Annotated in this window: 20 protein-coding genes, 1 pseudogene and 1 riboswitch; of the genes and pseudogenes, 12 read left to right on the top strand and 9 right to left on the bottom strand. The window is 62.2% G+C overall.

What is annotated here, in order from left to right:
* Positions 1-1320 (bottom strand): MFS transporter, encoded by a 1320-nt coding sequence (locus tag AT395_RS23385; protein WP_042114041.1) that lies wholly within the window; start codon positions 1318-1320, stop codon positions 1-3.
* A gap of 38 nt (positions 1321-1358) precedes the next feature.
* Positions 1359-2708: a D-serine ammonia-lyase gene (locus AT395_RS23380; protein WP_048628534.1), complete on the bottom strand. Its 1350-nt coding sequence runs from the start codon at positions 2706-2708 to the stop codon at positions 1359-1361.
* A gap of 99 nt (positions 2709-2807) precedes the next feature.
* Here AT395_RS23380 and AT395_RS23375 point away from each other — a divergent pair, with 99 nt between their 5' ends.
* Complete coding sequence (locus tag AT395_RS23375; protein WP_042114044.1) at positions 2808-3740, top strand: LysR substrate-binding domain-containing protein; 933 nt, start codon at positions 2808-2810, stop codon at positions 3738-3740.
* A gap of 124 nt (positions 3741-3864) precedes the next feature.
* On the opposite strand, the gene ndhC is transcribed toward AT395_RS23375, so the two are convergent.
* Positions 3865-4224 (bottom strand): NADH-quinone oxidoreductase subunit A, encoded by a 360-nt coding sequence (gene ndhC / locus AT395_RS23370; protein WP_042114046.1) that lies wholly within the window; start codon positions 4222-4224, stop codon positions 3865-3867.
* Between the two features lie 209 nt (positions 4225-4433).
* Entirely contained in the window at positions 4434-5591 is a 1158-nt protein-coding gene (locus AT395_RS23365; RefSeq protein WP_042114047.1) for a porin, read from the bottom strand.
* 551 nt (positions 5592-6142) lie between these two features.
* Here AT395_RS23365 and AT395_RS23360 point away from each other — a divergent pair.
* Positions 6143-7240, top strand: coding sequence for a saccharopine dehydrogenase C-terminal domain-containing protein (locus AT395_RS23360; RefSeq protein ID WP_042114048.1), 1098 nt, complete (start codon positions 6143-6145; stop codon positions 7238-7240).
* An 86-nt stretch (positions 7241-7326) separates the two neighbouring features.
* Here the strand turns inward: AT395_RS23360 and AT395_RS23355 are convergent, their stop codons facing one another.
* The 4 genes from AT395_RS23355 to AT395_RS23340 all read right to left on the bottom strand — a co-directional run bounded on the left by AT395_RS23355 (position 7327) and on the right by AT395_RS23340 (position 12563).
* Positions 7327-8415 (bottom strand): porin, encoded by a 1089-nt coding sequence (locus AT395_RS23355; RefSeq protein WP_048628535.1) that lies wholly within the window; start codon positions 8413-8415, stop codon positions 7327-7329.
* Positions 8416-8491: 76 nt separating this feature from the next.
* Entirely contained in the window at positions 8492-9562 is a 1071-nt protein-coding gene (locus AT395_RS23350; RefSeq protein WP_048628536.1) for an ABC transporter ATP-binding protein, read from the bottom strand.
* Entirely contained in the window at positions 9555-11318 is a 1764-nt protein-coding gene (locus AT395_RS23345) for an ABC transporter permease (RefSeq protein ID WP_042114051.1), read from the bottom strand. The genes AT395_RS23350 and AT395_RS23345 overlap by 8 nt, the downstream gene beginning before the upstream one ends.
* A gap of 168 nt (positions 11319-11486) precedes the next feature.
* A complete protein-coding gene (locus tag AT395_RS23340) occupies positions 11487-12563 on the bottom strand; it encodes an ABC transporter substrate-binding protein (protein WP_048628749.1) in 1077 nt (358 codons plus the stop codon).
* A gap of 171 nt (positions 12564-12734) precedes the next feature.
* Between AT395_RS23340 and AT395_RS23335 the strand changes: the two genes are divergently transcribed.
* From AT395_RS23335 to AT395_RS23315, 5 genes and pseudogenes are all read left to right on the top strand, one after another.
* Positions 12735-13421, top strand: coding sequence for a response regulator (locus AT395_RS23335; RefSeq protein ID WP_042114053.1), 687 nt, complete (start codon positions 12735-12737; stop codon positions 13419-13421).
* A 29-nt stretch (positions 13422-13450) separates the two neighbouring features.
* Complete coding sequence (locus AT395_RS23330; RefSeq protein WP_048628537.1) at positions 13451-14869, top strand: sensor histidine kinase; 1419 nt, start codon at positions 13451-13453, stop codon at positions 14867-14869.
* A gap of 140 nt (positions 14870-15009) precedes the next feature.
* Positions 15010-16167: pseudogene (locus AT395_RS23325) on the top strand (cysteine desulfurase family protein); the annotation flags it as partial.
* A 276-nt stretch (positions 16168-16443) separates the two neighbouring features.
* The gene (locus AT395_RS23320; protein WP_042114056.1) at positions 16444-17913 is read left to right on the top strand and encodes a catalase; all 1470 of its coding nucleotides are present in this window, start codon (positions 16444-16446) and stop codon (positions 17911-17913) included.
* Positions 17914-18088: 175 nt separating this feature from the next.
* Positions 18089-18167: riboswitch (Fluoride riboswitch) on the top strand.
* 138 nt (positions 18168-18305) lie between these two features.
* Positions 18306-19628 carry a voltage-gated chloride channel family protein gene (locus AT395_RS23315; protein ID WP_376738397.1) on the top strand — a complete coding sequence of 441 codons (1323 nt, stop codon included), beginning with the start codon at positions 18306-18308 and terminating at the stop codon, positions 19626-19628.
* A gap of 5 nt (positions 19629-19633) precedes the next feature.
* Here the strand turns inward: AT395_RS23315 and AT395_RS23310 are convergent, their stop codons facing one another.
* On the bottom strand, positions 19634-20566 hold the full coding sequence (locus AT395_RS23310; protein ID WP_042117719.1) for a DUF72 domain-containing protein: 933 nt from the start codon (positions 20564-20566) through the stop codon (positions 19634-19636).
* A gap of 176 nt (positions 20567-20742) precedes the next feature.
* Between AT395_RS23310 and AT395_RS23305 the strand changes: the two genes are divergently transcribed.
* The 5 genes from AT395_RS23305 (at position 20743) to AT395_RS26320 (ending at position 24993) form a co-directional block, all read left to right on the top strand.
* A complete protein-coding gene (locus AT395_RS23305; protein WP_048628538.1) occupies positions 20743-22827 on the top strand; it encodes an ATP-dependent helicase in 2085 nt (694 codons plus the stop codon).
* Positions 22814-23299: a GNAT family N-acetyltransferase gene (locus tag AT395_RS23300; RefSeq protein WP_048628539.1), complete on the top strand. Its 486-nt coding sequence runs from the start codon at positions 22814-22816 to the stop codon at positions 23297-23299. The genes AT395_RS23305 and AT395_RS23300 overlap by 14 nt, the downstream gene beginning before the upstream one ends.
* A 166-nt stretch (positions 23300-23465) precedes the next feature.
* Positions 23466-24257: a bestrophin-like domain gene (locus AT395_RS23295; RefSeq protein WP_042114059.1), complete on the top strand. Its 792-nt coding sequence runs from the start codon at positions 23466-23468 to the stop codon at positions 24255-24257.
* A 66-nt stretch (positions 24258-24323) separates the two neighbouring features.
* Positions 24324-24605 (top strand): DUF1653 domain-containing protein, encoded by a 282-nt coding sequence (locus AT395_RS23290; RefSeq protein ID WP_048628540.1) that lies wholly within the window; start codon positions 24324-24326, stop codon positions 24603-24605.
* Between the two features lie 217 nt (positions 24606-24822).
* The gene (locus AT395_RS26320) at positions 24823-24993 is read left to right on the top strand and encodes a DUF6726 family protein (protein ID WP_042117721.1); all 171 of its coding nucleotides are present in this window, start codon (positions 24823-24825) and stop codon (positions 24991-24993) included.
* Positions 24994-25258 lie beyond the last annotated feature (265 nt).

The following is a 25258-nucleotide window of genomic DNA, read 5'->3' as shown; positions in this document are numbered from 1 at the left end:
TTATCGATTCACCGTCTTGGGATCGAAGCTCAGCGCGATGAGGGCGCTGATGACGAGCGAGCCGGCAATGATGAAAATCGCCGGGGCGGTGCTGTGATAGGTGTCACGAATCCAGCCGATCAGGTACGGACTGACGAAGCCGCCCAGATTGGCCAGGCTGTTGATGGCCCCGATCGACGCCGCTGCGGTGGCGCCGCCGAGGAATGCCGTCGGCAACGTCCACATGATGGGCGAGAAGCTGATGATGCCAGCAGCGGCCACCGAAAGCGAAATAATCGCGAGCGTCAGATTCTGTCCGGCGAACACGCTGGCGACGAGACCGGCAGCGCCAAGCAGCATAATGCCGGCCAGATGCCAGCGGCGTTCGCGCCGGCGATCCGAGCTTCGGCCAATCGCGACCATCGCGACGGCGGCAACACAGTAGGGAATCGCGCTGAGCAGGCCGACCTGAAGGCCACCCACCGCGCCGGCATCCTTGATGAGCGTGGGCAGGTAAAAGCCCAGTGTGTAGAGCGCCATCATCGCGGGGAACGTCATGAGAATGATCTTCCCGATGCGCAGGTCGCGCACGATATGCGACATGGGCATGTGCGGGCGTCCCTGATCGTCTTGCGCAATGTCGTGGGCGATCAACTCGCGCTGTGCCTGCGTGAGCCATCTGGCGTCCTTCACGCGGTCCGTCAGGATCAGCAGAACGCCGATAGCCAGCGGAATCGTCGGCAAGGCTTCGAGCACGAACACCCATTGCCACCCGGCATGTCCGCCCACTTGATGGAAGGTGTCGAGAATCCAGCCGGAGAGTGGGCCGCCGATCAGCCCGGCAACCGGAATGCCTGCCTGAAAGATCGCTGTCATCTTCGCGCGGCGGCGGTTGGGAAACCAGTACGTCAGGAAGAGAATGACGCCCGGATAGAACCCGGCTTCCGCAACGCCCAGGAGAAAGCGCACCACGTAAAACTGCCACGGCGCGCTGACAAAGGCCATGATGCCGGAGAGCAGGCCCCACGAGATCATGATGCGTGCGATCCACAGGCGTGCACCGACCCGATGCATGATCAGATTGCTCGGCACCTCAAAAAGCATATAGCCGACGAAGAAAAGACCGGCGCCCAGCCCGTATGCCGCTTCGCTGAATTGCAGGTCGGCAAGCATGTTGAGCTTCGCGATGCCGATGTTGACGCGATCGAGATACGCGACCACGTAGCACAGCATCAGGAAGGGAATGAACCGGACGGCGACTTTGCGATACGTCGCGTCTTCGAAGGTCGTGCGCTCGATGCCTGTGCCGATATCCGGGGTAATCGTTGCCTGTTGTTTCATGTGCCTAACTCCCGCAGCGGGTGTGGACGTTCGTGGAATCAACTAATCTGCAAGGCGGCTTCGCCGCGTCGTGCCAGTTCATCTGCATGGTCGTGAAATGCCCGGTGTTCTTCGGGCGGCACCAGCGAGCCGCCGGTGGACCAGATCACATGCGTAGCCTGACGCATATCGAGCGCGTGCCGTTCGATGTAGGCCCGTCCTTGCGCCGAATCGCTCAACCATCGCGGGCCGGGGATGCCTGCGGCGGCAGACGGTTCGACCCACACCCCGAGGCTTGCCTTCAGTGCACGAAGATTCAGGAACAGTTCGGTATCCGATACGGTGAACACACCGGAGAGCTGCGATGCCATGAGCGGCGCCACCAGATGCGACGCTTCGCCAACGGCCAGACCGTCTGCATCGGTCTTGTTGTCGAGGCCGATGTCGTAGACGGAGATCGGCGTGTCGCTGTGCGAGGCCAGTTGCACCAGCATGCAGGGGGACGCGACCGGCTCTGCGAAGAAGCAATGAACGTGCTCGCCGAACAAGGCTTTCAACCCGTAGGTAATGCCGCCGGGAGCACCACCGACACCGCAAGGCAGGTAGACGAACAGCGGGTGCTGCGCGTCGACTTGCCTGCCCGCGTCTTTCAATTGGGCGGCGAGATAGCGGGCGCTCGCGGCGTAGCCGAAGAAGAGCAGGTCCGAGCGCTCGTCGTCGACGAAGTGGCTATGTGGCAGCGCGAGTGCCTGAGCGCGACCGCCGGCGACGGCTTTTGCGTAATCGCCAGCGTGTTCGACCACGCGAACCCCACGCTTGCGCAGCCGCTCCTTCTTCCAGGCCTTTGCATCGGCGGACATGTGAACCACGGCGTCGAATCCCAGCGCGGCGGCCATCACGCCAATGCTTAGGCCAAGGTTGCCCGTACTGCCGACGGCAACGGTGTACTGCGCAAACACGGCACGCACTTCCGGCGTGTTGAGGCGGCGGCGGTCGTCGTCCGGCAAGATTAATCCGCGCGTCAACGCAATTTCCTCGGCGACTGCCAGCACTTCGTGGAAACCGCCGCGCGCCTTGATCGAACCTGCCACGGGCAACGCATCGTCGCGCTTGATGAACCAGACCCCGGCGCCAGCGGTGCTGTCGCACGATAGCGCGGCTTTGAGGTTGTCGGCGGGCATCAACGCCGACTCGATGTGCCCGTCGGTATCGCTCAGTTCGGGGAAGAGTTCGACGAGAAGCGGCGCGCAGCGGGCCATGCGAGCTTCGGCGCCGGATATCGATGCCGTCGAAGGGGCCGTGGCGGGCAGCGGTTGCCCGAGCCTGTCGTTTAGCCAGAGTGTTGGCATCCTTGCCTGAAGCTTGGCTAATATGGCGTCGAACTGGGTGGGGGCAGACATAGTTGGCATTTCACTCGCAATTTGCTGATACTTGGCACGATGCTAGCGTCTGCTTTTGGGTAAAAATAGCGCTGGATTCTAATGAGTGCATTAGCTGGGCTAATTCGTATGCAACTGGATTCATCCATGCTCGGCGCGCTGCGTTGCTTCGAGGCGGCTGCGCGACTGTTGAGTTTCACGCAGGCGTCGCGGTCGCTGAATCTGACGCAAAGCGCCGTCAGCCAACAGATTCGACATCTGGAAGAGCGGCTTGGGTATCGGCTGTTCGTCCGGCAGGCGCGGAGCCTCAAGCTCACCGACAAAGGCGAGGCGCTGTTCGAAGTGACTACGCGCGCTTTAGGCGACATACAGGCAACGTTGCAGCGGCTCGGGCTGTCGAACGCCCCGTTGCAGGTGAGTTGTCTGCCGTCATTTGCGTTGCAATGGCTGATGCCGCGCCTGACGGACTTTCACCGGCAGGAGCCCGATGTTTCCGTGCGACTGCGGGCCGAGTTTCAAAGCGTGGACCGGCAGTCCATGCGGGTGGAAGACATCGATGTCGCGGTGCGTTACGACCCGACGACCTATTCGGAAGTCCAGGCCGACGTGCTGCTCGACGAATATCTGGTAGCGGTCGCCACGCCCGAGTATCTGGCCGCGCATCCGGGCCTTGACGACGGCCGTTCGCTGGACGGCGTGGTGTTCCTCCACGATGCGTCGCCGTGGGTCGGCGCGGCTGAATTCGTCGAATGGCGAACCTGGATGGAGGTGAATCGTCCTGACGGACCCCGCCATATCGATGGTCCGCAATTCAATCTGTCGAGCCTGGCGCTGGCGGCGGCACTCAGCCATCAGGGCGTCGCCATGGGGCGCACGGCATTGGTCTACGACGACATTCGAAGCGGGCGTCTTGTTGCGATGGGCAAGCCGGTGAAGGCGCCTGCGAGATACGTGCTGCTTTCGCGCGATCCGCATGATCGCCGTACTGCAATCTTCTCCGATTGGATCAAGCGCGAATGTCATCGCTTCGACATCGACCGGCACCGCTTGCTTCAAGCGTAGGGCCAGTGCACCGACGCGAGGTTCGGTGCGGCAAGGTGAATCACGGCAAAAAGCCGGACATCCGTTAGGTGTCCGGCTTTTTGGGGGGATAAAGGCGGGAGATGTGCAGCGCGATGTGAGGTGTCTACTCCCAGTCCAGCGCCTTCTTGCCCCACTCGTAGGCGAAGCCGAGCGCGAGAATGAACAAGAAGAACATCATGGCGATAAAGCCGGGCCAGCCTATGTCTCGTATCGCCACGGCCCACGGCAGCGTGAAGGCCAGTTCGATATCGAACACGATGAAGAAGATCGCGACGCGGTAGTAGCGCACGTCGAACTGTTTGCGGGCGTCGCCGAACGCATTAAACCCGCATTCGTAGGGTGAATTCTTCGCCATGTCCGGGCGATGCGGCCGAATCGGCTTCGCGATCACCAGCAACCCCCCGCCGATGAGCAGGGCAACAACCAGAAACAGCAGAACGGGGAAGTATTCGGACAGTTGCACCGGGGTTCCTTCGTAAGGCCAGCACTGAATGTGGTGCCGGGCGGTGCGCGTTAGTGTCTTCTGCGCGAGCGTATGTTCCCGAGAGCGCGGGATTTGGGGATTGTCCCTGCCTGTTGTGCGGGCGGAGACAAAAAAAGGGAGTCCCATCGGGACTCCCTTTCCATCTGGAGCACTCAATCAGGTACTACACGTCTCGCGAAGACGTTGGCTTAGAACTTGTGACGCAGGCCGGAGATCACAGCGGTCTGGCTCTTCGTGCTCGAAGCACCGCCCGCACCGCTGATCGAGGCAGCCGTAGCATCGCCGGCCGCCTTCTGATAGATGCCCACCAGATACACGTCGGTGCGACGCGAGAGCAGGTAGTCGACAGCGGCGTTGACCTGATGATACTTCGGCTTCAGGTCAGCGAGCGTGGTGCTGCGCGTGCTGGCATCGGTGTACGTGTACGACAGGCCGAGCAGCAGCGACGGCGACAGGTTGTACGTGCCGTTGACTTCATAGTTCGACACGCGTGCGCCCGTGCCGCTCACGTACTTGAGCTGCGTGTTGCTGTACACGAGGCCGACCGTTGCCGGGCCGAACTTGTAGCTGCCGCCCGTGGCGAACACGCGTTGCTTGTCGACACCGAAGGTCGTCGCGCCAATCTTCGTCGAGTAGAAGTCGCCGCTGTAGTCGCCGACCACCGAGCCGCCGGTGTTGGTGCTGTTCGGCGAGCTGACATCGAGGTAGCCGATACCGAACTTGATCGGGCCGTTGGCGTAACCGGCACCCACGCTGAACGCGCGGTTGTTGGCGAAGCCCGTACCGCCGGTACCGCTGCTTGCCTGGTTCGAGAAGCCATACAAACCGCCGAACGAGAAGCCGCCGTAATTGGCGCTCGTGTACTTCACCGAGTTGTTGATGCGGAACGAGTTGTACAGGTTGTCCACATCGCCGACGTGGGCGCCCAGCTTCGTGGCGAATTGCTTGGCCGACGTCAGGCCGCTCACGAAGTCGACCACGGAGTCGTATTGACGGCCGATGGTCACGCTGCCGAGCGTCTTGCTCGACAGACCGACGAATGCCTGACGGCCGAACTCGCGGCTGCCCTGACCGAGCGCACCGTTGGTGAGGTTGAAGCCGTTTTCCAGGTTGAAGACAGCCGACAGTCCGCCGCCCAGATCTTCCGAACCCTTCAGGCCCCAACGGTTACCCGACTGCAGACCGTCAGCCGTGGTGAAGTTCTTGCTGCCGCCAACGTTGCTCACATAGGCCAGGCCGCCATCGAGAACGCCATACAGCGTAACGTTGCTCTGCGCGTGCGCGGCACCTGCCGCCACTACCGCGATAACGCCACCCAGTGCGGCAGCCAATTGCGTCATTTTCATCGGTCTAATCCTCTTTCGATAACTTATGAGTTGATGCGAACCCGTCGCCTGTGGAATAGCGCCCCGTGGGTTCGGGGCGAACTATATCGAACGAAATCGCAATTCCATAGGTGTATTAACGAAATTGCCGTACCGATGTCGGTGCGCTGCAACGCTTCGGAATTCTCTGTCGAAAATCCCGTGAGTTTCATTTCGATGACATATGCGAGCGCTATAAAGACGAATGCGCCAAAGTTCCCGCCGCGTGTTTAACCGCTACCTCAGCAACGCGCAACGCGCAATGCGCCGCGCGACTCCGGACTGGCCGTCAATGAACCGTCGACGATCCATCCCCTCGAGGTTGTCAAGGCTGTCAATGCCTTGGAAAATACAATTCGTCATAAAAATCGACGATTCGGCAAAAATGTAAGTTTTTTCGACGAAATAACGCTACATTTCATCGGTCAGTCTCCCTAGAATTGATGTCGTAGTCCTCGTATGAACGCCCGCGGGATTCCTGCCGGGCGTGACGCGAGTGCACCTCGTTCGACGTCTTGATCCAGGGGGAAAACATGAAAAAGATCGCTTTGCTTGGCGCAGGACATATCGGCCAGACCATTGCACGCCTGCTGCACGACAGCGGCGACTATCGGGTGACGGTGTTCGACCGGAACGCGCGGGCGTCGGAGGTCGTGCGCGAACATGCAGACGACTTCGTCGAGTTGACCAGCAGCGACACGGGTTCGCTGCAGAAGGCCATTTCGGGCCACGATGCCGTTGTCAACGCGCTTCCCTACACCATGGCGACGAGTGCCGCCACCGCCGCCGTGGCGGCCGGATGCCACTACTTCGATCTGACCGAGGACGTGGCGGCAACCCACGCTATCCAGCAACTCGCCGAAGGGGCATCAACTGCGCTGATGCCCCAATGCGGTCTGGCGCCGGGCTTTATCGCCATTGCAGCGCATCATCTCGCGGCGGCTTTCGATCAGGTCGACTCTGTGAAAATGCGCGTCGGGGCGCTGCCGGCGTTCCCCACGAACTCGTTGAAGTACAACCTGACATGGAGTGTCGACGGCCTCATCAACGAGTATTGCCAACCATGCGAGGCAATTCGCGACGGTGTCAGACTGACCGTGCAGCCGCTGGAAGACCTGGAACACTTCTCGCTCGATGGAGTCGAGTACGAGGCATTCAACACGTCGGGCGGGCTGGGAACCTTGTGCGAGACACTCAGCGGCCGCGTACGCGATCTCGATTACAAGTCGGTGCGCTACCCGGGGCACGGCGCGCTAATGAAGGTGTTGCTCAACGAATTGCGTCTGAAAGACGATCAGGACACGCTCAAGACAATGCTCAAACGCGCTGTGCCGAGCACCTTGCAGGACGTAGTGCTTATCTTCGTGGTCGTTAGCGGTCTGCGCAGCGGGGTGCTCACGCAGGAAGTCTTTGCGCGGAAGATCTTTGCGGAGCGCAACAACGGCCACAGCGCCAGCGCCATCCAGATCACCACGGCGTCGGCCATCTGTGCGGCGGTAGACATGTTCTTCGCGGGACAGTTGCCGCAGCGAGGCTTCGTGCGGCAGGAGCAGATCGCGCTGCCGGATTTTCTTGCCAATCGATTCGGTCAGGCATACGCCCATTCGACGCATATCGAATCCCTCTCCTGAACCCGGAGAGGGGGATCGAAAAAAAACGACGACCCGGCACCGGCGGTTCACCCCCCGCAACCGCCGGGTCGTCGTTGAGGAAAACGTCAGAAGCGATGCTGGATACCCGCGGTGACACCGACCTGCGTATCTGCCGCGCCGGTCAGATCGCGTGACAGACTCACCAGCTGCCCGTGCTTGGCGAACGCATAGCCCCCCGACAGGTATAGCGCGGTGCGTTTGGACATAGCGTATTGCGCGCGCAGTGAAATGAGCGTCGGGTCTGCATCGCCCGCATCCTTGATGTCCTGATGGTAGATCGCGCCATACAGTGTGAAGGCCGGTGTGAAGTCGTATGACATGCCGAGCCAATACATGTCGCTGCGCAGCGACGCGGTGCTCGCCGTTACGAAGGTCTTCTTGTAGTTGCGGTAGCCTGCCATCACCTTCGCGCCACCGAAACGGTAGCTCGCGCCCGCGTGAATTCCCTGGATGTAATCGGTCGTGTCGGCCGGCGCCACGCTGCTGCCCGCGCCGTTCTGGCGGTCGTAGGTTGCCACGACCGCCAGCGGGCCGTTTTCGTAGCCAATGGCGAAGTCGTATTTCGACGCCGTCTTCATGCTGCCGGGCACGTTGCCGAAGCCATACATGGCGCCGAGCTTAAGGCCGCTGAATTCGCCGTCGTAACGCACGGCGTTGGCCGAGCGCGAGAACAGGCCGTCCTTGCGGCCACCGGTGGCTGTCGAACTCGTGGCCCACGAGTAGTTCGGGGCATAGCCCATCGGGTCGAACGGGAGCATGTAGTCGTACGTCGTGGTGAATGTGCGACCGAGCGTGACCTGCCCCCATTGCTTGTGCGCAAGGCCCACCGTGGCGCGACGGTCGAAGATGGCGCCGGGGCCGTCGTCGAACTGGCCGTTCACCATGTTGATGCCGCTCTCGAGGTTGAATACGGCCTTGAGGTCGCCGCCGAGATCTTCCGTGCCCCTGAAGCCGAAGCGCGAGGTGTTTTTGCCGCCGGAAATGGCGCGCGCGGCGCCGCCGTTTGGACTGGCATGATTCACGTACTCCACCCCCGCATCGACGATCCCGTAAATCGTCACGTTCGATTGCGCGTGGGCCTGTCCGGTCAGCGCGAAAGCACCGAATGTGCCGATGGCGCTCAAGGCGGCCAGACCGATACTGCTTCGTTTCATTGTCGTCTCCTCTTTTTTGTTTCTCGTGGTGTGCGCGGGAGAGCGCCCGCGCGTCGCATGAAAGGCGTGGCCGGGCTTACGCGTTCGATTGCGCGAATGCCCAGCAGTCGTTCGTCGGAAACTCCACCCAGTGATGGCCCGGCTCGCGCGGCACATGCCCGAACGCGCGGAAGCGCAGCGAGCCGCAGTGGAACAGGTATTCCCAGCGATCGCCGAGATACATCGACGTGACGAGTTGCGCGTTCACGCGGTTATGTCCCGGACCATCGGCCACCTGCACGCGCTCCAGACGAATGACGGCCTGTGCGTCCTGACCCGGTGAGAGGGCGTCGCGTGCGCGCGCTTGCAGGGCAAAACCTTCGCCCGCGAGCGTGACGAGATCGCCGTCGACGGCGCTGACCGTCGCATCGATACGGTTGTTGCTGCCCATGAACTCCGCGGTGTAGAGCGAACGCGGCGAGCCGTAAAGTTCGGCGGGCGAGCCTTCCTGTTCAATGCGTCCGTTGCGCAGCAGCAGAATGCGATCGGACATGGCCATCGCCTCGGTCTGGTCGTGCGTGACACACAGGGCGGAGAGTCCCAGCGAGACGATCAGTTCGCGCAGCCACGCACGCGCTTCTTCGCGCAGCTTGGCGTCGAGGTTCGAGAGCGGCTCGTCGAGCAGAATGACGGGCGGGTTGTAGACCAGCGCGCGTGCAATCGCAACGCGCTGCTGCTGACCGCCGGAGAGCTGAAACGGATAACGCTCGGCAAGATGACCCAGGCCGAGCTGGTCGAGCGCTTTTTGCACGCGCTCGCGACGCTCGGCCGCGCCGACCTTGCGCAGCTTCAGGCCGTAGCCCACGTTGTCCGCCACCGTGCGGTGCGGCCAAAGCGCGTATGACTGAAACACCAGACCGAGCGAGCGCTGCTCGACGGGGCAGTCGATGCCTTTGTCTCCGTCGAAGAAGACCTGATCGTCCAGCGCGATGCGACCTTCCGACGGCTGTTCCAGCCCGGCGACCGCGCGCAGGAGCGTGGTCTTGCCGCTGCCCGATGCGCCCAGCAGGCACACGACTTCACCGGCGTTGAGTTCGAACGACACGCCCTTGAGGATCGGGTTGGTGCCGTAGCTCAGGAAGAGGTTGTCGACGATGAGCTTATCCATGCAATTTGACTCCGAAGCGCAACGCCACGCCCAGACCGGCGCCGACCATCGCGATGTTGATGACAGAGAGCGCCGCGACCTGATCGACCGCACCGGTCGCCCACAGCGACACGAGCAGCGAACCGATGACTTCCGTGCCCGGCGAGAGCAGATACACGGCGGTCGAGTACTCGCGCTCGAAGATCATGAAAATGAGCAGCCAGGCGGCGAGTAAACCGAAGCGCACGAGCGGCAGGGTGACGTCGAGGCTCACGCGGCTGCGCGTGGCGCCGACGCTGCGTCCGGCTTCCTCCAGTTCGGGACCGACTTGCAGCAGTGCGCTCTGGATGAGACGCATGCCATAGGCGAGCCACACCACCGTGTAGGCCACCCAGATGCTCCACATCGAGTTCTTCAGTTCGCGCAGACCCGGCACGAACAGGAAGATCCACAGAAACGCCAGACCGGCGAGCAGCCCCGGCACGGCACGCGGCAGCAGCACGAGGTAATCGAGCAACTTCGCGGCCCAGTCGTTGCGGCGATGACCGGCGAACGCCACGAGCGAGTAGAAGCCGACGGCCATTGCGCCACCGATCACGCCAATGCCGAGCGTGTTGAGAATGGCGCGCACGAGGTTGTCTTGCTCGAAGAGTTCGGTGAAGTTGGCCAGCGTGAGGACTTCGCTCAGCGCCACGCCCTCGCCCCAATGCGTGACGAACGAGCGCAGCACAATGCCCGAAATCGGCACGAGCACCGTCACGAGCAGCCAGGCAGCAACGATCGCCAGCGCGACCCAGCGCCACACGCCGAGCGGCAGCACCGTCTGGCGCCCCGCCTTGCCCTTCACCGTGACGTACTTGTTCGCGCGCTTGAGCAAGTGACGTTGCAGCAGCACGAGCGGGAACGTGATCGCTACGATGCACATGGCGACAGCGGCCATCAGGTGATATGACGGCACACCGAGCTTGTTGGTGAGTTTGTAGAGGTACGTTGCCAGCACGAGGTGGCCTTCGGGGTCGCCCAGCACCAGCGGCAGGCCGAAGACTTCGAAGCCAAGGAAGAACACGAGCACGCCCGCGAAGAGCAGGGCGGGCATGGTCATCGGCAGACTGACGTCGAGCGCCACACGGAACGGGCGCGCACCCGCGACGCGCGCGGCTTCTTCCACGTCGGAGCCGAGGTTGCGCAGGGCCGCCGACGAGTACAGATAGACGTGAGGCACATGCGTGAGGCCGACGATCACCGTGATGGCGAAGATCGAGTAGATGGACCACGGGGCATCGAGCCCGGTGAGTTCGCGGAACCACACGGAATAGAAGCCCACCGGGCCGGCGGCGACCACGTATCCGAAAGCAAGCACCATCGGCGAGACGAACACCGGCGTGAGCAGCAACGGTTCGAGCCAGCGGCGGCCCGGCAGGTCGGTGCGTACCATCAGGAAGGCGAGAATGCCGCCGAGCGGGATCGAGATGAACAGCATCCCGAACGCGATAATGAAAGAGTTCTTCACCGCCGACCAGAAGTCGGGATCGGAGAAGATGAAGCGGTAGCCGTCGATACCGAACGTGCGGCTGGCATCGAAGAACGGTGCCGAGAGCAGGCTCTGCAAGACGATGAACGACAGCGGCAGCAGCACGGCAATCGTGAGTACGGCGATGACCAGCCAGCGCGAGGTGGCCGCAAGCGCGCGCCAGGGCGCCGCAACGTGAGGCGCAGCACCGGCAAGGGCGTGCCCGGCAGGCACCGCAGAGCGGTTGGCGGTAGAAGACGACAGCATGAGGGTCTCCCTGCACCCGGCAGGGTGCATATCGAGAAAGGCTTGGGGAGAGGCGGGCCGCGCGTGCGGCCGCCGGACTTAAGGGGGCTACGGGTCAGGCGATGACCGCGGGGCGAGAGCGCCCCGTGGCATTACGTCAGCAAACAAGCGCAGCTTGCAGCGTGCCGCTCAACGCTTGATCGACTGTTGCCAGCGCTTAAGGAATTCAAGACGCTTGGCCTGATCGAGATAGACCAGCAAACCCGCACCGATCGGAATTGGCTTGAGCGCCGAGCCGAGTTGCTGCGTGAGGCTTGCCATCGACGTTTCGCCGTCCACGTCGGCACGGATCGAGAAAAGATTGGCCTGATTGGCGAGCAACGTCTGACCGCGCTTCGAGAGCAGGTAATCCACCCACAGCTTGGCGGCGTTTGCGTTCTTCGCCTTCTTCGAGATCGTGACCAGACGGCTCACTACCTGGGTGTAATCACGCGGATAGACGTAGCCGATGGACGGATCTTTCTTTGCCTTGGCGAAGGCGTACGAGCCGAGAATGTTGTAGCCGATCAGGTTCTCGCCCGACGAAATGCGCTCCATCATCGCGCCCGTGCTCGATTGCAGCTTCGGGTTGAGCGCGCCCATGGCGCCCACGAGTTCCCACGTCACTTCCGGGTTCACGCGCGCGTCCTGCGTGAGGTAGTTGAAGCCCACGCCCGACTTTTCGATGTCGTAGGTCGTGACCTTGCCCTTGAACTTGGCCGGGTTCGCTTGCAGCAGCTTGATCAGTTCCATGCGCGTTTGCGGCACTTCGTTTGCCGGCAGCAGACGCTTGTTGTAGACGATCGCGAGCGGCTCGTAAGTCGTGCCGTAGGCTTGCTTCTGGTACTGCGCCCATTGCGGAATGTGCGCGCTTTCGGGCGATTCGTAGCTCGCCATCATGCCGTCGTTCACCAGCTTGACCTGAAGGTCCATGGCGGAACTCCAGAGCACGTCGGCGCTGGTGCTGTTGGCGGCGTTCTCGCTGATATAGCGGTTGTACAGCTCGGTGCTGTTCATGTCGTTGTACTCGACTTTCACGCCGTACAGCGACTCGAAGTCCTTGATGAGCGGACGCACCAGCGCCGTGTCGGTCACCGAGTACACGATGAGCTTGCCTTCCTTTTTGGCGGCGTCGATGGTGGCCTGATAGTTTGCCGGATAGCCGGCCGTCACCTGTGCGTGAGCCGCAGGCATAGCAGCCGCGAAGAGCGCTGCGGCCGCGGCCATCGCGCCGAGCGTTTTCTGTTGCTTCATGTCATCCTCCGGAAGACCCCTTGAATGGGGTTTGTCGTTTTCGCGTGGCGCATGTTAAGTTGCCGGAACTTTCAAATCGCTTTCGATTTCGTGTCGAATCCGATCCGAACCCCCTTTTTCGGGTCATGGATTTCCCTAGTTGTTATGCGCATCCTGCTTGTCGAAGACAATCCGAGTCTGGCCAAATCGCTCTCTGAAGCGTTGACGCAGGCAAACTTCGCCGTCGATTGCATGCATGACGGTGAGGCTGCCGATCATGTGTTGCGCACGCAGGAGTACTCGCTCGTGATTCTCGATCTCGGGTTGCCGCGTCTCGACGGCCTCGAAATCCTGCGCCGCTTGCGCGCGCGCCGTAACCGCGTGCCCGTGCTGATTCTCACGGCCCACGGTTCGCTCGAAGATCGCGTGAAGGGCCTCAATCTCGGGGCCGACGATTATCTGTCGAAGCCGTTCGAACTCGACGAACTGGAGGCCCGTGCCCGCGCCCTGATTCGTCGCGCCCAGCATCACGAGAGTGCCGATGTGGCCTGCGGGCCGCTGGTGTTTGACGGTGTAGAGCGCAGTTTCCGTCTCGACGGCGAACTCCTTGCACTCACCAAGCGCGAGCGCGCCGTGCTCGAAATCCTGATCCTGCGCGGCGGGCGCGCGATCAATAAGGAAGCCCTCTCGGAGAAGCTCTTCGGCATCGAGGAATCGGTCAATCCGGACGCCATTGAGATCTACGTCCACCGCTTGAGGAAGAAGCTCGAAGGCAGCCGCGTGGCCATCGTCACGTTGCGCGGGCTGGGCTATCTGCTTGAAGAAAAGTCCGACGCGCCGCCGGCCGTTTAAGCCCGCCGATCTCTCCATTTTTGCTGCCCATGCCGCAACCGAATCTTCGCCGTCAACTGGCGCTCTGGCTGCTGTTTCCGTTGCTCGGCCTGCTCGCGCTCGATACGTGGCTGACTTATCAGCGCGCCATGAGTGCGGCCAATTCGGCGTTCGACCGGTCGCTGGAATTCTCGATCAAATCGATTCGTGAAGGCACGCAACTGATCGACGGCGAGGTGCAGGTCAATCTGCCGTACCTTGCGCTCGAGATGTTCGAGTCCGATCGTGGGGGCAAGATCTATTACGTGATTCGGGAGGACGGCGGGCGTGCCGTGACCGGCTATCACGACTTGCCCATGCCTCCGGGCCGGCTGGCGCCGGAGCCGTATCACACGGCGTTTTACGACGCCGTGTATCGCGGCGAAGCGCTGCGCATGGGCGCGCTGCAACTACCGGTGCATGACGTGCCGAACGCACAGACGCGTGCGGTGTGGATTGTCGTTGGCGAGACAACGGAGTCGCGTCATGAGTTGGCGCGACAGATTCTGACCGGCGCGTTGCAACAGGAAGTGTTGCTGGTCGTGCTGGCGCTTGCCATCGTCTGGCTCGGTGTTACGCGCGGGCTGCGGCCGCTCAATCGGTTGTCCGCCAAGGTCGCCGCGCGCAGCGAAGACGACACGACCCCGCTCGATAACGTCGATCTGCCAACGGAGGTCAAGCCGCTCGTTGAGTCCATCAACCAATATGTCGGACGTGTCGGGCGAATGCAGGCGTCGCGGCAACGCTTCTTTGCCGACGCGGCGCATCAACTGAAAACGCCGCTCGCCATTATTCAGGCCGAGTCGGAACTCACCCTGCGCGAGTCGCTCAGCGAACCGGCGCGAACGCGCGTCGAGCGGCTCAATCACGCGGTCAAGCAGGCAGCGAAGAGCGTGCGCCAGTTGCTGTCGTTATCGCGTCTCGAAGCGGAAGGCGGGCCGCCTGTGGCAATGGTGCCATTGCGGCTCGACGAGGTTGCGCGCAGCGTGGCCCTCGACTGGTCGCCGGTAGCGCGCTCGCGCCATATCGATCTGGGATTCGAGCACGACGGCCCGGTGCCGGTACTGGCGCAACGTGAGTTGCTGAGCGAGCTGTGCGGCAATCTCATCGACAACGCCATTCGGTATGCGGCAAGGGCCGGCGACGGCACCGTCATCACGGTACGCACGCGGCGAGAGGCCGACGCGGCAGTGCTTCAGGTCGTCGATAACGGTCCCGGTATTCCTGTGCACGAACGCGAGGCGGTGTTCGAGCGCTTCTATCGCCGGGAACACCATGGTGCGACCCCGCAGTCCGCAGACGGCTCCGGGTTGGGACTGGCCATCGTCAAGGAGATTGCCCGCATGCACCGCGCGGAAGTCGCGCTTGACGACGCGCCGGGCGGTGGACTCGACGTCACCGTGCGATTCCCGGCGAGTGAGGACGAATGACGTGGATTGGATAAAATTTCCAGAATATTGTGTTTTTTGGGATGAATTTTCCACGAAGCTGTTTGTTGGCGGGTGATTCTGCAAGCCTTTTCTCGCTTTCGCCGCGTAGGATCGATGCACTTATTTATCCGAGGCCGATCATGCGCGAGAAAGAATCCCTCCATTACTTCGACTATGCCGCCACCACGCCTGCGGACGCGGCGGTGATCGCAGCAATGTCCGACTGTCTCGGCGTGGAGGGTGTGTTCGGGAATCCGGCGTCGAGCTCGCATGCGGCAGGCGTGAGTGCGCGCCGTCTCGTGGAGCGCTCGCGCGCACAGGTCGCCGCACTCGTCGGTGCCGATGCGGCGGAGATCGTCTGGACTTCAGGCGCCACCGAATCGAACAATCTGGCGCTCAAGGGCTATGCAGAACTGGGGCAGTCGCGCCCCCACATGATCACGAGTGTGCTCGAACACAAGGCGATTCTCGACACGATGGCGTATCTGGAAAAGCGCGGCGTACCGGTGACCTATGTCACGCCCTCAGCCAGTGGCGAAATCACGGCCGAAGCGGTGGCGGCAGCGTTGCGTCCCGACACGGGGCTGGTATCGCTCATGCTAGTCAACAACGAACTGGGCACGCTGACCGACGTTGCGGCCATCTCGAAGGTGGTGCACGCCGCCGGCGCGCTGCTGCATGTCGACGCGGCACAGGCGCTGGGCAAGACGCCGATCGACGTGAAGGCGATGGGCATCGATCTGCTGTCGATGTCGGCGCACAAGGTCTATGGGCCCAAGGGAATCGGCGCGTTGTACGTGAGCAAGGACGTCATGCCGCGCATCGCCCCGCAAATTCACGGCGGTGGTCATGAGCGAGGCTTGCGCTCCGGCACGTTGGCAACGCATCAGATCGTCGGTATGGGAACGGCATGCGAGTTGGCCATGCAGGCCATGACGACGGATAACGCGCGTATTGCCCGGCTAAGCCGGCGCCTGCTCGATGGCGTGCTGGCGCTCGACGGTGTGGTGCACAACGCCGCCGATGCACCGCGCATTCCGCACACGTTGAGCCTGACGGTGCGGCACGCGGGGTTCTTCACGTTCATGCTCAACGGCAATCTGGCGGTCTCGTCGACGTCGGCTTGCAACTCGGCATCGGGTCAGCCGTCGTATGTGCTGAGCGCCATCGGACTCGATAGCGAAGCGGCAAGCCGCACGGTCCGAGTGAGCCTCGGACGTTTTACCGACGAGGCCTCGATCGACTTCGCGATTGCGTGCTTCGAGCGCGTTGTCTGTCAATGCCGGGCGTTGGCCGCCTGAGCTTACATTCGCCGCATGCGTCGGTGCCGGCCCGTTAGGGTTGGGTAGGGTGACACCGGCGCCGTACTGATATCGATACCGATACTGACGTCCGCATTCGCGGACGTTTTCTTTTGCCGCCGTTCGCGCAAGCGGTCTCACGTTGATGAATATTCAATGCACCGAATGCCGGCGAGTGCTTTTGGGCGTCTTGTATTATGCTTTGAACGACTTGCGATATCGCTGACTCCAACTCTCTCCCTCTCCCCACCCACCTTCATCTCGGAGGTAAGTATGAGCAAAGAGAAAGATCGTCCGGACACCGGATCGACGACCGGTGCCGGTGCGCCGGCGGCAAGCGACCGGAACACACTATCGGTCGGAGCGGACGGCCCGCTGCTGCTTCACGACGTTCACTTCATCGAGCAAATGGCGCACTTCAATCGGGAGAAGGTGCCCGAGCGTCAGCCTCACGCCAAAGGCGCAGGTGCTTTTGGCGTATTCGAAACCACGGAAGATGTCAGCCGTTACACCAAGGCCTCGCTGTTCAGGAAGGGCGCCAAGGTGGAAATGCTCGCCCGTTTCTCGACGGTTGCGGGCGAAGCCGGCAGCCCAGACACGTGGCGCGACGTGCGCGGCTTCTCGCTCAAGTTTTATACCGACGAAGGTAACTACGATCTCGTGGGTAACAACACACCGATTTTCTTCGTGCGCGACCCGATGAAGTTTCCGCACTTCATCCGCAGCCAGAAGCGTCTGCCGGACTCGGGCCTGCGCGATAACCATATGCAATGGGATTTCTGGACGAACAACCCGGAGTCTGCGCATCAGGTCACGTATCTGATGGGTGATCGGGGTCTGCCGCGGACCTGGCGTCACATGAACGGCTATGGTTCGCACACCTACATGTGGATTAACGCCAGTGGCGAGAAATTCTGGGTGAAGTACCACTTCCATACCGAGCAGGGCATGGCGTTCTTCACCAACGCCGAGGCGGCGACGATGTCCGGTCAGGACGCCGACTTCCATCGACGCGATCTGTTCGATGCCATCGCCCGTGGCGAGTATCCGAGCTGGATTCTGTCGGTGCAGGTCATGCCGTACGCCGACGCGAAGCAGTACCGCTTCAATCCGTTCGATCTGACGAAAACGTGGTCGCACAAGGACTATCCGCTGATCAAGGTGGGCAAGATGACGCTCAACCGCAATCCGGAGAACTTCTTCGCGCAGATCGAGCAGGCCGCGTTTTCGCCGGGTAATACGGTGCCGGGCATCGGTCTGTCGCCCGACAAGATGCTGCTCGGGCGCGCCTTCGCTTACAACGATGCGCAACGCAATCGCATCGGCACGAACTTCCATCAATTGCCCGTCAACCGCCCGAAAGTACCGGTACAGTCGTATATGTTCGACGGTCATATGACGTTTGAGCATAGCGGCAATGCGCCGACCTACGTGCCGAACAGCGGGGGGCGTCCGTACGCCGATCAGACCGGCCCCGCGGAAGATGGCTGGGCGTCGGACGGCGACATGGTGCGCAGTGCCTACACGCTGCACAAGGACGACGACGACTTCTCGCAACCGGGTCATCTGGTGCGCAACGTGTTCGACGACGCGGCGCGTGCACGTCTGGTCGAGACCGTGTCGGGCGCGCTGCTGGCCGGGGTGCGTAGCCCGGTGCTGGAGCGGGCTTTCGATTACTGGAAGCAGATCGATAAGGACGTCGGTGCGCGCATCGAGCAAGCGGTGAAGAGCGCCAGAAAGTAGACGTTTCGTCACCACGAAGCCAACGACGGCGGGTTGCGATGTCAGGCATCGCCCCCGCCGTTTTCGTCGGGTAACGGGCAGGGCTCGAAGTCCGGCGACGTGTCGACCCGGTTGGCATTCGGGCGTTCGGCATGTCGCGCATTGTGAGTGCGTGGGCTTCCTGATAGCATGGCGGCTGCTTCACGGAGATGGCATACCTCCGGCGTTCGTTTCGCAAACCGCCCCTCCCCGGGGCTGATGATGCCTGCAAGATCCTGGCGTGCCGGGAGGTTGCGGGCGATGCATTCGAGCGGTTCACGCGTTCCCTTCGTATTCCGATTCCCGTTCTTCTTCCGGCAGGTTCAGGCAATTTATCGACGACGTTGCTCGTCCCGATGCTTGACACCATGAAGATGTTCCACGATTCCCCGTTGCGGGACCTGTTCGGCGTCTTGCCGCGTGCCGCCCATGTCAGTGCGCTGGCGGCGCTCGTCGGCGTGATGGCCGGCAGCGCCTCGGCGCTGTTTCTGGTGGCCCTGGATCTGGCCACGAACACACGGCTCATGCACCCGTGGCTGCTGTGGCTGCTGCCCGTAGCCGGCTTCGCGGTCGGCTGGCTTTATCTGCGCTTCGGCTGGCATGTCGAGGCTGGTAATAACCTGCTGATCGACGAGATTCACGATCCTAAGCGCGTCGTGCCGTTGCGCATGGCGCCGCTCGTGCTTTTCGGCACGGTCGTCACGCATCTGTTCGGCGGGTCTGCCGGGCGGGAGGGCACCGCCGTGCAAATGGGCGGCGCGCTGGCCGATCAACTGACACCGCTCTTTCGCTTGTCCGGCGAACAGCGTCGTGTGCTGCTGATGTCCGGCATTGCTGCGGGCTTTGCATCGGTGTTCGGCACACCGCTCGCGGGCGCCGTGTTCGGGCTGGAAGTGCTCGCCATCGGACGCCTGCGCCATGACGCCCTGCTGCCGTGCCTGGTCGCGGCGCTCGTGGGCGACGCCGTGACGCGCGCCTGGGGCGTGCATCACACCGCGTACGTGATTGCGCCCGGTCTGTTTGCCACCTCGATGTCGATCTCCGGAGCGTTCAGTGCCGCTGTCGCCGGGGTACTCTGCGGATTGACCGGCATGGCGTTTGCGCAGGCGACGCACGCGACGTCCGCGTTCATGAAACGGCGCGTCGCCTACGCGCCGCTACGCCCCTTCGCGGGCGGCGTGGCGGTTGCCGCCGCCGCTACGGTGTTGGGCACGCCGCAGTATCTCGGCCTGGGTATTCCGACCCTCGTGGACGCGTTTCACGCCACGCTGCCCTGGTACGACTTCCTCGGCAAGGCGCTCTTTACCGTTCTCACGCTCGGCTCGGGATTCAAGGGCGGCGAGGTGACGCCGCTGTTCTACATGGGGGCGACGCTGGGCAACGCACTCTCGCATGTGTTGACGTTGCCCGCCGCCGTACTCGCCGGCATTGGCTTTGTCGCTGTATTTGCCGGTGCGGCCAACACGCCCATCGCGTCGACATTGATGGCCATCGAGATCTTCGGCCCGCAAATCGGCGGCTACGCGGCGATCGCCTGTGTGCTGGCCTATCTGTGCTCGGGCCATACGGGGATCTATCGCGCGCAACGTGTCGGACACGGCAAGCACGGCGCAGTACCTGAAGGCGCGCGGCTCGCCGATCTGCCTGCGTGGCGCAAGTCGCAGGGGAGCGGTCGCCGCGCCGGCGAGGACACGTAGTTTCCCTAGCGCTCGCCGTGCGCCATCTTTACCAGCGCGCGCTGAAAGGCCGACGCGTTTTTCATGCCCTGATCTTCGTGATTTGTATTGAAAAGGACGTGCGTATCGTCGGCTAGCGCGGCAATGCGTTGCACGCGAGCCGAGATGTCGATCAGCTCGCTCGCGCTGTATTCGTAGACGAAGCGTCCGGACGAGGCGACGATGCCTCGCCGGTTCCACGCGTCGGCGTTACGGCCATGCAGGCGCACGACACAGAGGTCGTCGCGCGTTGTTGCCCAGACGGCTGGCACCGTGTTGTCGAACCCGCCGGGACTGTCGACGATAGTGTGCGCCGCGCCGGTCTCTCGCAGCATCGCCAACGTGGCGGCTTCGCGCGAGGGCGTGTCGAACCAACTGCGGTGGCGAAATTCGATAGCGTGCCGCTCGCCCTCCAGTCGTCTTGCCGTCTCGAATACCAGTGTCCTGCCGGCCTTGTCGTTGCGCACGCGTGGCGAGAACTGAAAGTGGATCGCGCTTAGCTGACCGCTCTGTCGCAGCGGCTCGACCGCTTCGAGATAGCGTCGCCAGAGTTCGTCTCGCAACTCGGCAGGGATGTCGGTCAGTGAGATGGCATTCCCTGCGGATGCCGCTGGCCCGGCGTTTGCGGCAAGTGCGTTGGCAATGTCGGTGGGGAATGCGGCCAGCGGTGTCGTATGACCCGTGAACGCGCGAAATGCCTTGATGTGAAAGCGAAACGACGCCGGTGTGCGTTGTGCCCATCGCCATGCCGTGGCGGCGTCGGGCAAACGGTAATAGCTGCTGTCGACTTCCACCAGATCGAACTTCGAAGCGTAATGACGCAAGCGCGCCTCGGGCGTAGCGACGCCCGGAGGGTAGAACCGGCCGCACGCAATGAGGGTCGGATCGGTCCACGACGAGGTGCCGGTGCGTATCGTCATAATCGTCATCGAACAGATCGGAGCGCCATCGTCTGGGCGACATCCGGGAGTCGTCTCAATTTCGGAACGGGGGTCGATGGACGTTGGTGTCATCGATATAATGTATAAATATACAGTACTCGATGAGCGTAACCGCGGGCAACGGCCCGCATTCCCGTGCTTCTCCCAGATTCCGCATGTCAGAACAGCCGACTGCCTCCGCCCGCGATCCGTGGGCCGAACTTAACGAACGCCAGCGTGAGGCCGTCGACCACGGTGTGGGCGACGGCGGCGAGCCCGGCGGCCCCTTGCTCGTCATAGCCGGCGCAGGCTCGGGCAAGACGAGCACGCTCGCGCATCGGGTGGCTAACCTGATCGTGCGCGGGGCCGATCCGAATCGCATTCTGCTTCTTACGTTCTCACGCCGTGCGGCGGGTGAAATGGAGCGGCGTGTGGGATCGGTGCTCCAGAAGGTTCTGGGGCTGGCGTCGTCGCAGCCGCCCTCGTTACCGTGGGCCGGAACGTTTCACGCGATCGGTGCGCGTCTTCTGCGCGACTTTGCTACGCGTATCGGTTTGTCGGAAGCGTTCACGATTCACGATCGCAGCGACGCCGAGGATCTGCTGGGTATCGCGCGTCACGAACTCGGTTTTTCCAACACGCAATCGCGCTTCCCGCTCAAGGGCACCTGTCTGTCGATCTATTCGCGCGTGGTGAACAGTCAGGCACCGCTCCCGGAAGTGCTGGCGAAACACTTCCCCTGGTGCGCGCAATGGGAAGCGCAACTCAAGACACTCTTCGGCGCTTATGTCGACGCGAAGCAGGCGCAACACGTTCTCGATTACGACGACCTGCTGTTGTACTGGGCCGAGATGATGAGTGCGCCGGAACTGGCGCGCGAGTTGGGCGAGCGTTTCGATCATGTGCTCGTCGACGAGTACCAGGATACCAACCGTTTGCAGGCGCAGATTCTGCTGGCAATGAAGCCTGATGGACGCGGCCTGACCGTCGTTGGAGATGACGCGCAGTCCATCTACGCGTTTCGCGCCGCCACGATCCGCAACATTCTCGACTTCCCGGGCCAGTTCGCCGAACCTGCGCATGTGGTCACGCTCGAGCGAAATTACCGGTCGACGCAACCGATTCTCGATGCATCCAATGCCGTGATCGCCGAGTCGAGCGAACGCTATGCGAAGGCACTATGGACCGACCGTCACTCGACGCGTCTGCCGCAACTCGTCAACGTGAGCGATGAATCCGGGCAGGCGCGCTGGGTCGCCGATCAGGTGCTGGCACAGCGCGAGACCGGCACGCGATTGACGCAACAGGCGGTGTTGTTTCGCACGGGGAGCCACAGCGCCGCGCTCGAACTCGAGCTGACACGCCGCAACATCCCGTTCGTGAAATTCGGGGGGCTCAAGTTTCTCGAAGCGGCGCATGTGAAAGACATGCTGTCGATACTGCGTTGGGCGCACAATCCGGCCAGCCGTCTGTCGGGGTTTCGTGTGGCGCAACTTATTCCGGGCATTGGTCCGGTAAGCGCGACACGTCTGCTCGACGCCATGGCGCAATCGGCCACGCCCGCGCGGGTGCTCGCCGATTTCAAGCCGCCGTCGGCCGCTGCCGCCGATTGGCGTGCGTTCGTTGAGGTTTTCATGGCGCTGCACGACACGCGGATTGCCTGGCCTGCCGACGTCGATCTCGCATTGCGCTGGTATGCCCCGATGCTCACGCAACGATACGACGATGCCGCCGTGCGTCAGGCAGATCTCGAACAACTCGCACGCATTGCCGGCACCTACGGCTCGCGCGAATCATTCCTGACCGAATTGACGCTCGATCCTCCGGACGCCACGAGTGCGCAATCCGGCGCGCCGTTGCTCGACGAGGATTATCTGATTCTGTCGACCATTCACAGTGCGAAGGGCCAGGAGTGGCACTCGGTCTATGTGCTCAACGTGGTGGACGGATGTATTCCGTCCGATATGAGTACGGGCGACGAGGCTGATATTGAGGAAGAGCGGCGTCTGTTGTATGTGGCGATGACGCGTGCGAAAGCGTCGCTGCAACTGGTCGTGCCCCAGCGGTTTTACGTGCATCAGCAAACCGGTTTGGGAGATCGTCACGTATATGGCACGCGCAGCCGTTTCGTCTCCGACAAAATGTTGCCGCTCTACGAGAGGCTCCCGAAGCCACGCGAAGGCGATACGCCGCGCGGGCCGGTGGGCGACGTGACGGTACATATCGATGTTGCAAGGAAGCTTCGCAATGCATGGTCCTGAAATTCTGTTGCGCAACGCGCGCGAGTCCGACGTTGCCGCGCTCACGTTGCTGCTCATGCAGACCTATCGCGAGACGTGGGCACCCATGTTGCGGCCGGAAGCCGCCGCCGCATTCGACAGCGGCGAACGCACGAAGGCCTACGTGCAGGGGCATTGGCGTGAGTTCACGGTGGCGGTGCCGGGCGTGGATGATGGTCGGATCGTTGGCATGGTGCATGTGGAGGGTGACTTCATCGACGCCTTGCATGTGGCGCCATCACAGCAACGCCGTGGTATCGGCGCGTTGTTGCTCGCGCAGGCAGAGTCACGCATGCGCGCGCAGGGACACCCCCTCGCACGGCTCGAAACCGACACGTTCAACGTACAAAGCCGCGCGTTCTACGCCAGACACGGTTACGCCGAGGTTGCAATGTATCCCGACGAGGAATGGGACAGCGGCTTTACGACCGTGCTGTTAACCAAGGCGCTCTGATCGGCGAATTCTTTCATCGGGTTTCGGCTGTCAGGCGCGGAAATTTTCCAAAGTTGCCGTCTTTCGTGCATCAGGTATAGTCGCCGCATCGGCGGCGGGGGCGCTGTGCCCCACCGCCATATCGATTTCGTAACGACCTATAAAAGACGCATGCGAGGGGACGCGAATGCAATGGCTGGTTGACCAAATGACGTTGTTGCCGACAGGGCTGTTGCTTGTCAGTATGGCGTTCGGCACGGCGCTGGTCGCCGTTATCGTCGCCTGGCTCGCGCGCATCTGGTTGTTCGACCGCCTGGCCGATCCCTCCGAAGTGCGGGGTACCGTGGCCGATGTGGTTCACGGCAGTTTGCTCGCGTTCATTGTCTTCGTGCTCGCTCACGTGCTGACCGATGTGCGCTCCAACCTCGGTCATGCCGACGACCAGGCGTTGCACGAGGCGTCGGTGGTGAGGCGTCTGGACCGGGAACTCAAAGCGGTCGGCGACGCCGACGCGCAGTCTGCGCGCGTGCTGCTGCGCAGCTACGTGAAGTCTGCCGTCAGCGACGAATGGGCGACATTGAGTACCGCCGATCCCGATTTGTCCCCGGTGACGGAGGAAGCGCTCACGGCGTTTGTCGGCGCCACGCGCCGCGTGGTGGCGAAACACGAGGACAGCGCCAGTTCGATCCGCACGCTGCTCGACCGGTTGGAGGAGTCGCGGCAGGGACGCTTCGAGAATGCAACGAAGACAGTGCCCGGCGTGTTCTGGTGGGTCATCTCGTTGTTCATGCTCGCGGCCATGGCGATGAATGGCCGGTATCCCGGCTCGTGGAAGGGTAATTTCATCATTGCGATCCACATGGGCGCGATCGGCATGGTGATCGCGTTGATCATTAATCTGGACGAGCCGTTTCGCGGCGTGTCCGGCATTTCGCCCGTGCCGCTGGCGAAGTCGGTGGGTATCGCGGTTCCGCACTAAGGCGGAACATCTGCAAGCGTTTTTTGTACCGGAGCTTCCGGTTGTCGTATGCAGGAGAAGAGAACGATGTTTTCGAATGTGCCAGTGTCATCGGCAGAATCCACGCCGGAAATCGAGGCGTTTCGCCCGGGCGTCTACCGTCACTACAAGGGGAATTGCTATCTCGCACTGGGTATTGCCCGTGCCGACGAGACCGATGAACCGGTGGTCGTCTACACGCGACTCTACCCGCGTGAAGGGTTGCCGATGAGCACCCGCCTGCTGCGTATCTGGAACGAACCGGTGATGACGGACGACGGGCCGGTGGCGCGCTTTACTTATATCGGTCATACGACCCCCGCCGCCTAAGCAATTGCGCCCCGTGCGTTGGGTAACGACGCGCCCGGCCGGCATGATTCTCTACACCTCGCCATTTCAGGACTCGCTTCCCATGACCCTGTTCTCCCCGATGCGCCGTCAGGCCATTGCCGATTCGCGTGCGCACATTGTCGCGGCCGACGAGCACGATCCCCGCGCCGCCAACGCGAACGAGGCGCCATCGGCGTCGAAGCCTGCACCGCGAAACCTGCGCCGTTGGTGGGCGCTGTTCGCCATTCTTCCCTTCGTGACGTCGGTTTCAGGGTGCGGATTGCTGGCCGCGCCATGCCGGGTGACGTCGGCAGGACTCAAGATCATTCCCGGCGTAGGGGGCGTGCTGGCCGCGCCGACGGACGCCTGCGCGGCAGCCATCGATTGATCGTCCGGCGGAGGAGAGGCGGGATGGCAGCCAGTTTTCCGGCCGCAGAAAAAAAGAAAGCCCGCATGGTGCGGGCTAAATCCATATCAGGAGGAGACATGGAGGAGACGAGTTCAGTATAGGACGCCGTGCTGCAACGCACCATATGTATTTTTACGTAAGTCTCCGCGTGTTGCGTACTTGCAACGGGAAATAAATCTCATGGAATCAATGATTTATTCCTGTTCTCCTGTTGTCTCTCAGTCTGTCGTCTCTCCCAAATCCC

The organism is Pandoraea apista (genome assembly GCF_001465595.2).
Classification (GTDB): Bacteria; Pseudomonadota; Gammaproteobacteria; order Burkholderiales; family Burkholderiaceae; genus Pandoraea; species Pandoraea apista.
Note: the sequence above shows the minus strand (reverse complement) of the source record. Positions and strands in the feature narration are given on the sequence as shown.

Bases quoted from the DNA above. Each gene is read 5' to 3' on its own strand.
- AT395_RS23310 (WP_042117719.1), bottom strand. From the start codon at position 20,566: ATGACGATACGCACCGGCACCTCGTCGTGGACCGATCCGACCCTCATT.
- AT395_RS23385 (WP_042114041.1), bottom strand. From the start codon at position 1,320: ATGAAACAACAGGCAACGATTACCCCGGATATCGGCACAGGCATCGAG.
- AT395_RS23320 (WP_042114056.1), top strand. From the start codon at position 16,444: ATGAGCAAAGAGAAAGATCGTCCGGACACCGGATCGACGACCGGTGCC.
- AT395_RS23345 (WP_042114051.1), bottom strand. From the start codon at position 11,318: ATGCTGTCGTCTTCTACCGCCAACCGCTCTGCGGTGCCTGCCGGGCAC.
- AT395_RS23295 (WP_042114059.1), top strand. From the start codon at position 23,466: ATGCAATGGCTGGTTGACCAAATGACGTTGTTGCCGACAGGGCTGTTG.
- AT395_RS23315 (WP_376738397.1), top strand. From the start codon at position 18,306: ATGTTCCACGATTCCCCGTTGCGGGACCTGTTCGGCGTCTTGCCGCGT.
- AT395_RS23340 (WP_048628749.1), bottom strand. From the start codon at position 12,563: ATGGCCGCGGCCGCAGCGCTCTTCGCGGCTGCTATGCCTGCGGCTCAC.
- AT395_RS23380 (WP_048628534.1), bottom strand. From the start codon at position 2,708: ATGCCAACTATGTCTGCCCCCACCCAGTTCGACGCCATATTAGCCAAG.
- AT395_RS23360 (WP_042114048.1), top strand. From the start codon at position 6,143: ATGAAAAAGATCGCTTTGCTTGGCGCAGGACATATCGGCCAGACCATT.
- AT395_RS23290 (WP_048628540.1), top strand. From the start codon at position 24,324: ATGTTTTCGAATGTGCCAGTGTCATCGGCAGAATCCACGCCGGAAATC.
- AT395_RS23335 (WP_042114053.1), top strand. From the start codon at position 12,735: ATGCGCATCCTGCTTGTCGAAGACAATCCGAGTCTGGCCAAATCGCTC.
- AT395_RS23305 (WP_048628538.1), top strand. From the start codon at position 20,743: ATGTCAGAACAGCCGACTGCCTCCGCCCGCGATCCGTGGGCCGAACTT.
- AT395_RS23375 (WP_042114044.1), top strand. From the start codon at position 2,808: ATGCAACTGGATTCATCCATGCTCGGCGCGCTGCGTTGCTTCGAGGCG.
- AT395_RS23365 (WP_042114047.1), bottom strand. From the start codon at position 5,591: ATGAAAATGACGCAATTGGCTGCCGCACTGGGTGGCGTTATCGCGGTA.
- AT395_RS23350 (WP_048628536.1), bottom strand. From the start codon at position 9,562: ATGGATAAGCTCATCGTCGACAACCTCTTCCTGAGCTACGGCACCAAC.
- AT395_RS23330 (WP_048628537.1), top strand. From the start codon at position 13,451: ATGCCGCAACCGAATCTTCGCCGTCAACTGGCGCTCTGGCTGCTGTTT.
- AT395_RS23300 (WP_048628539.1), top strand. From the start codon at position 22,814: ATGCATGGTCCTGAAATTCTGTTGCGCAACGCGCGCGAGTCCGACGTT.
- AT395_RS23355 (WP_048628535.1), bottom strand. From the start codon at position 8,415: ATGAAACGAAGCAGTATCGGTCTGGCCGCCTTGAGCGCCATCGGCACA.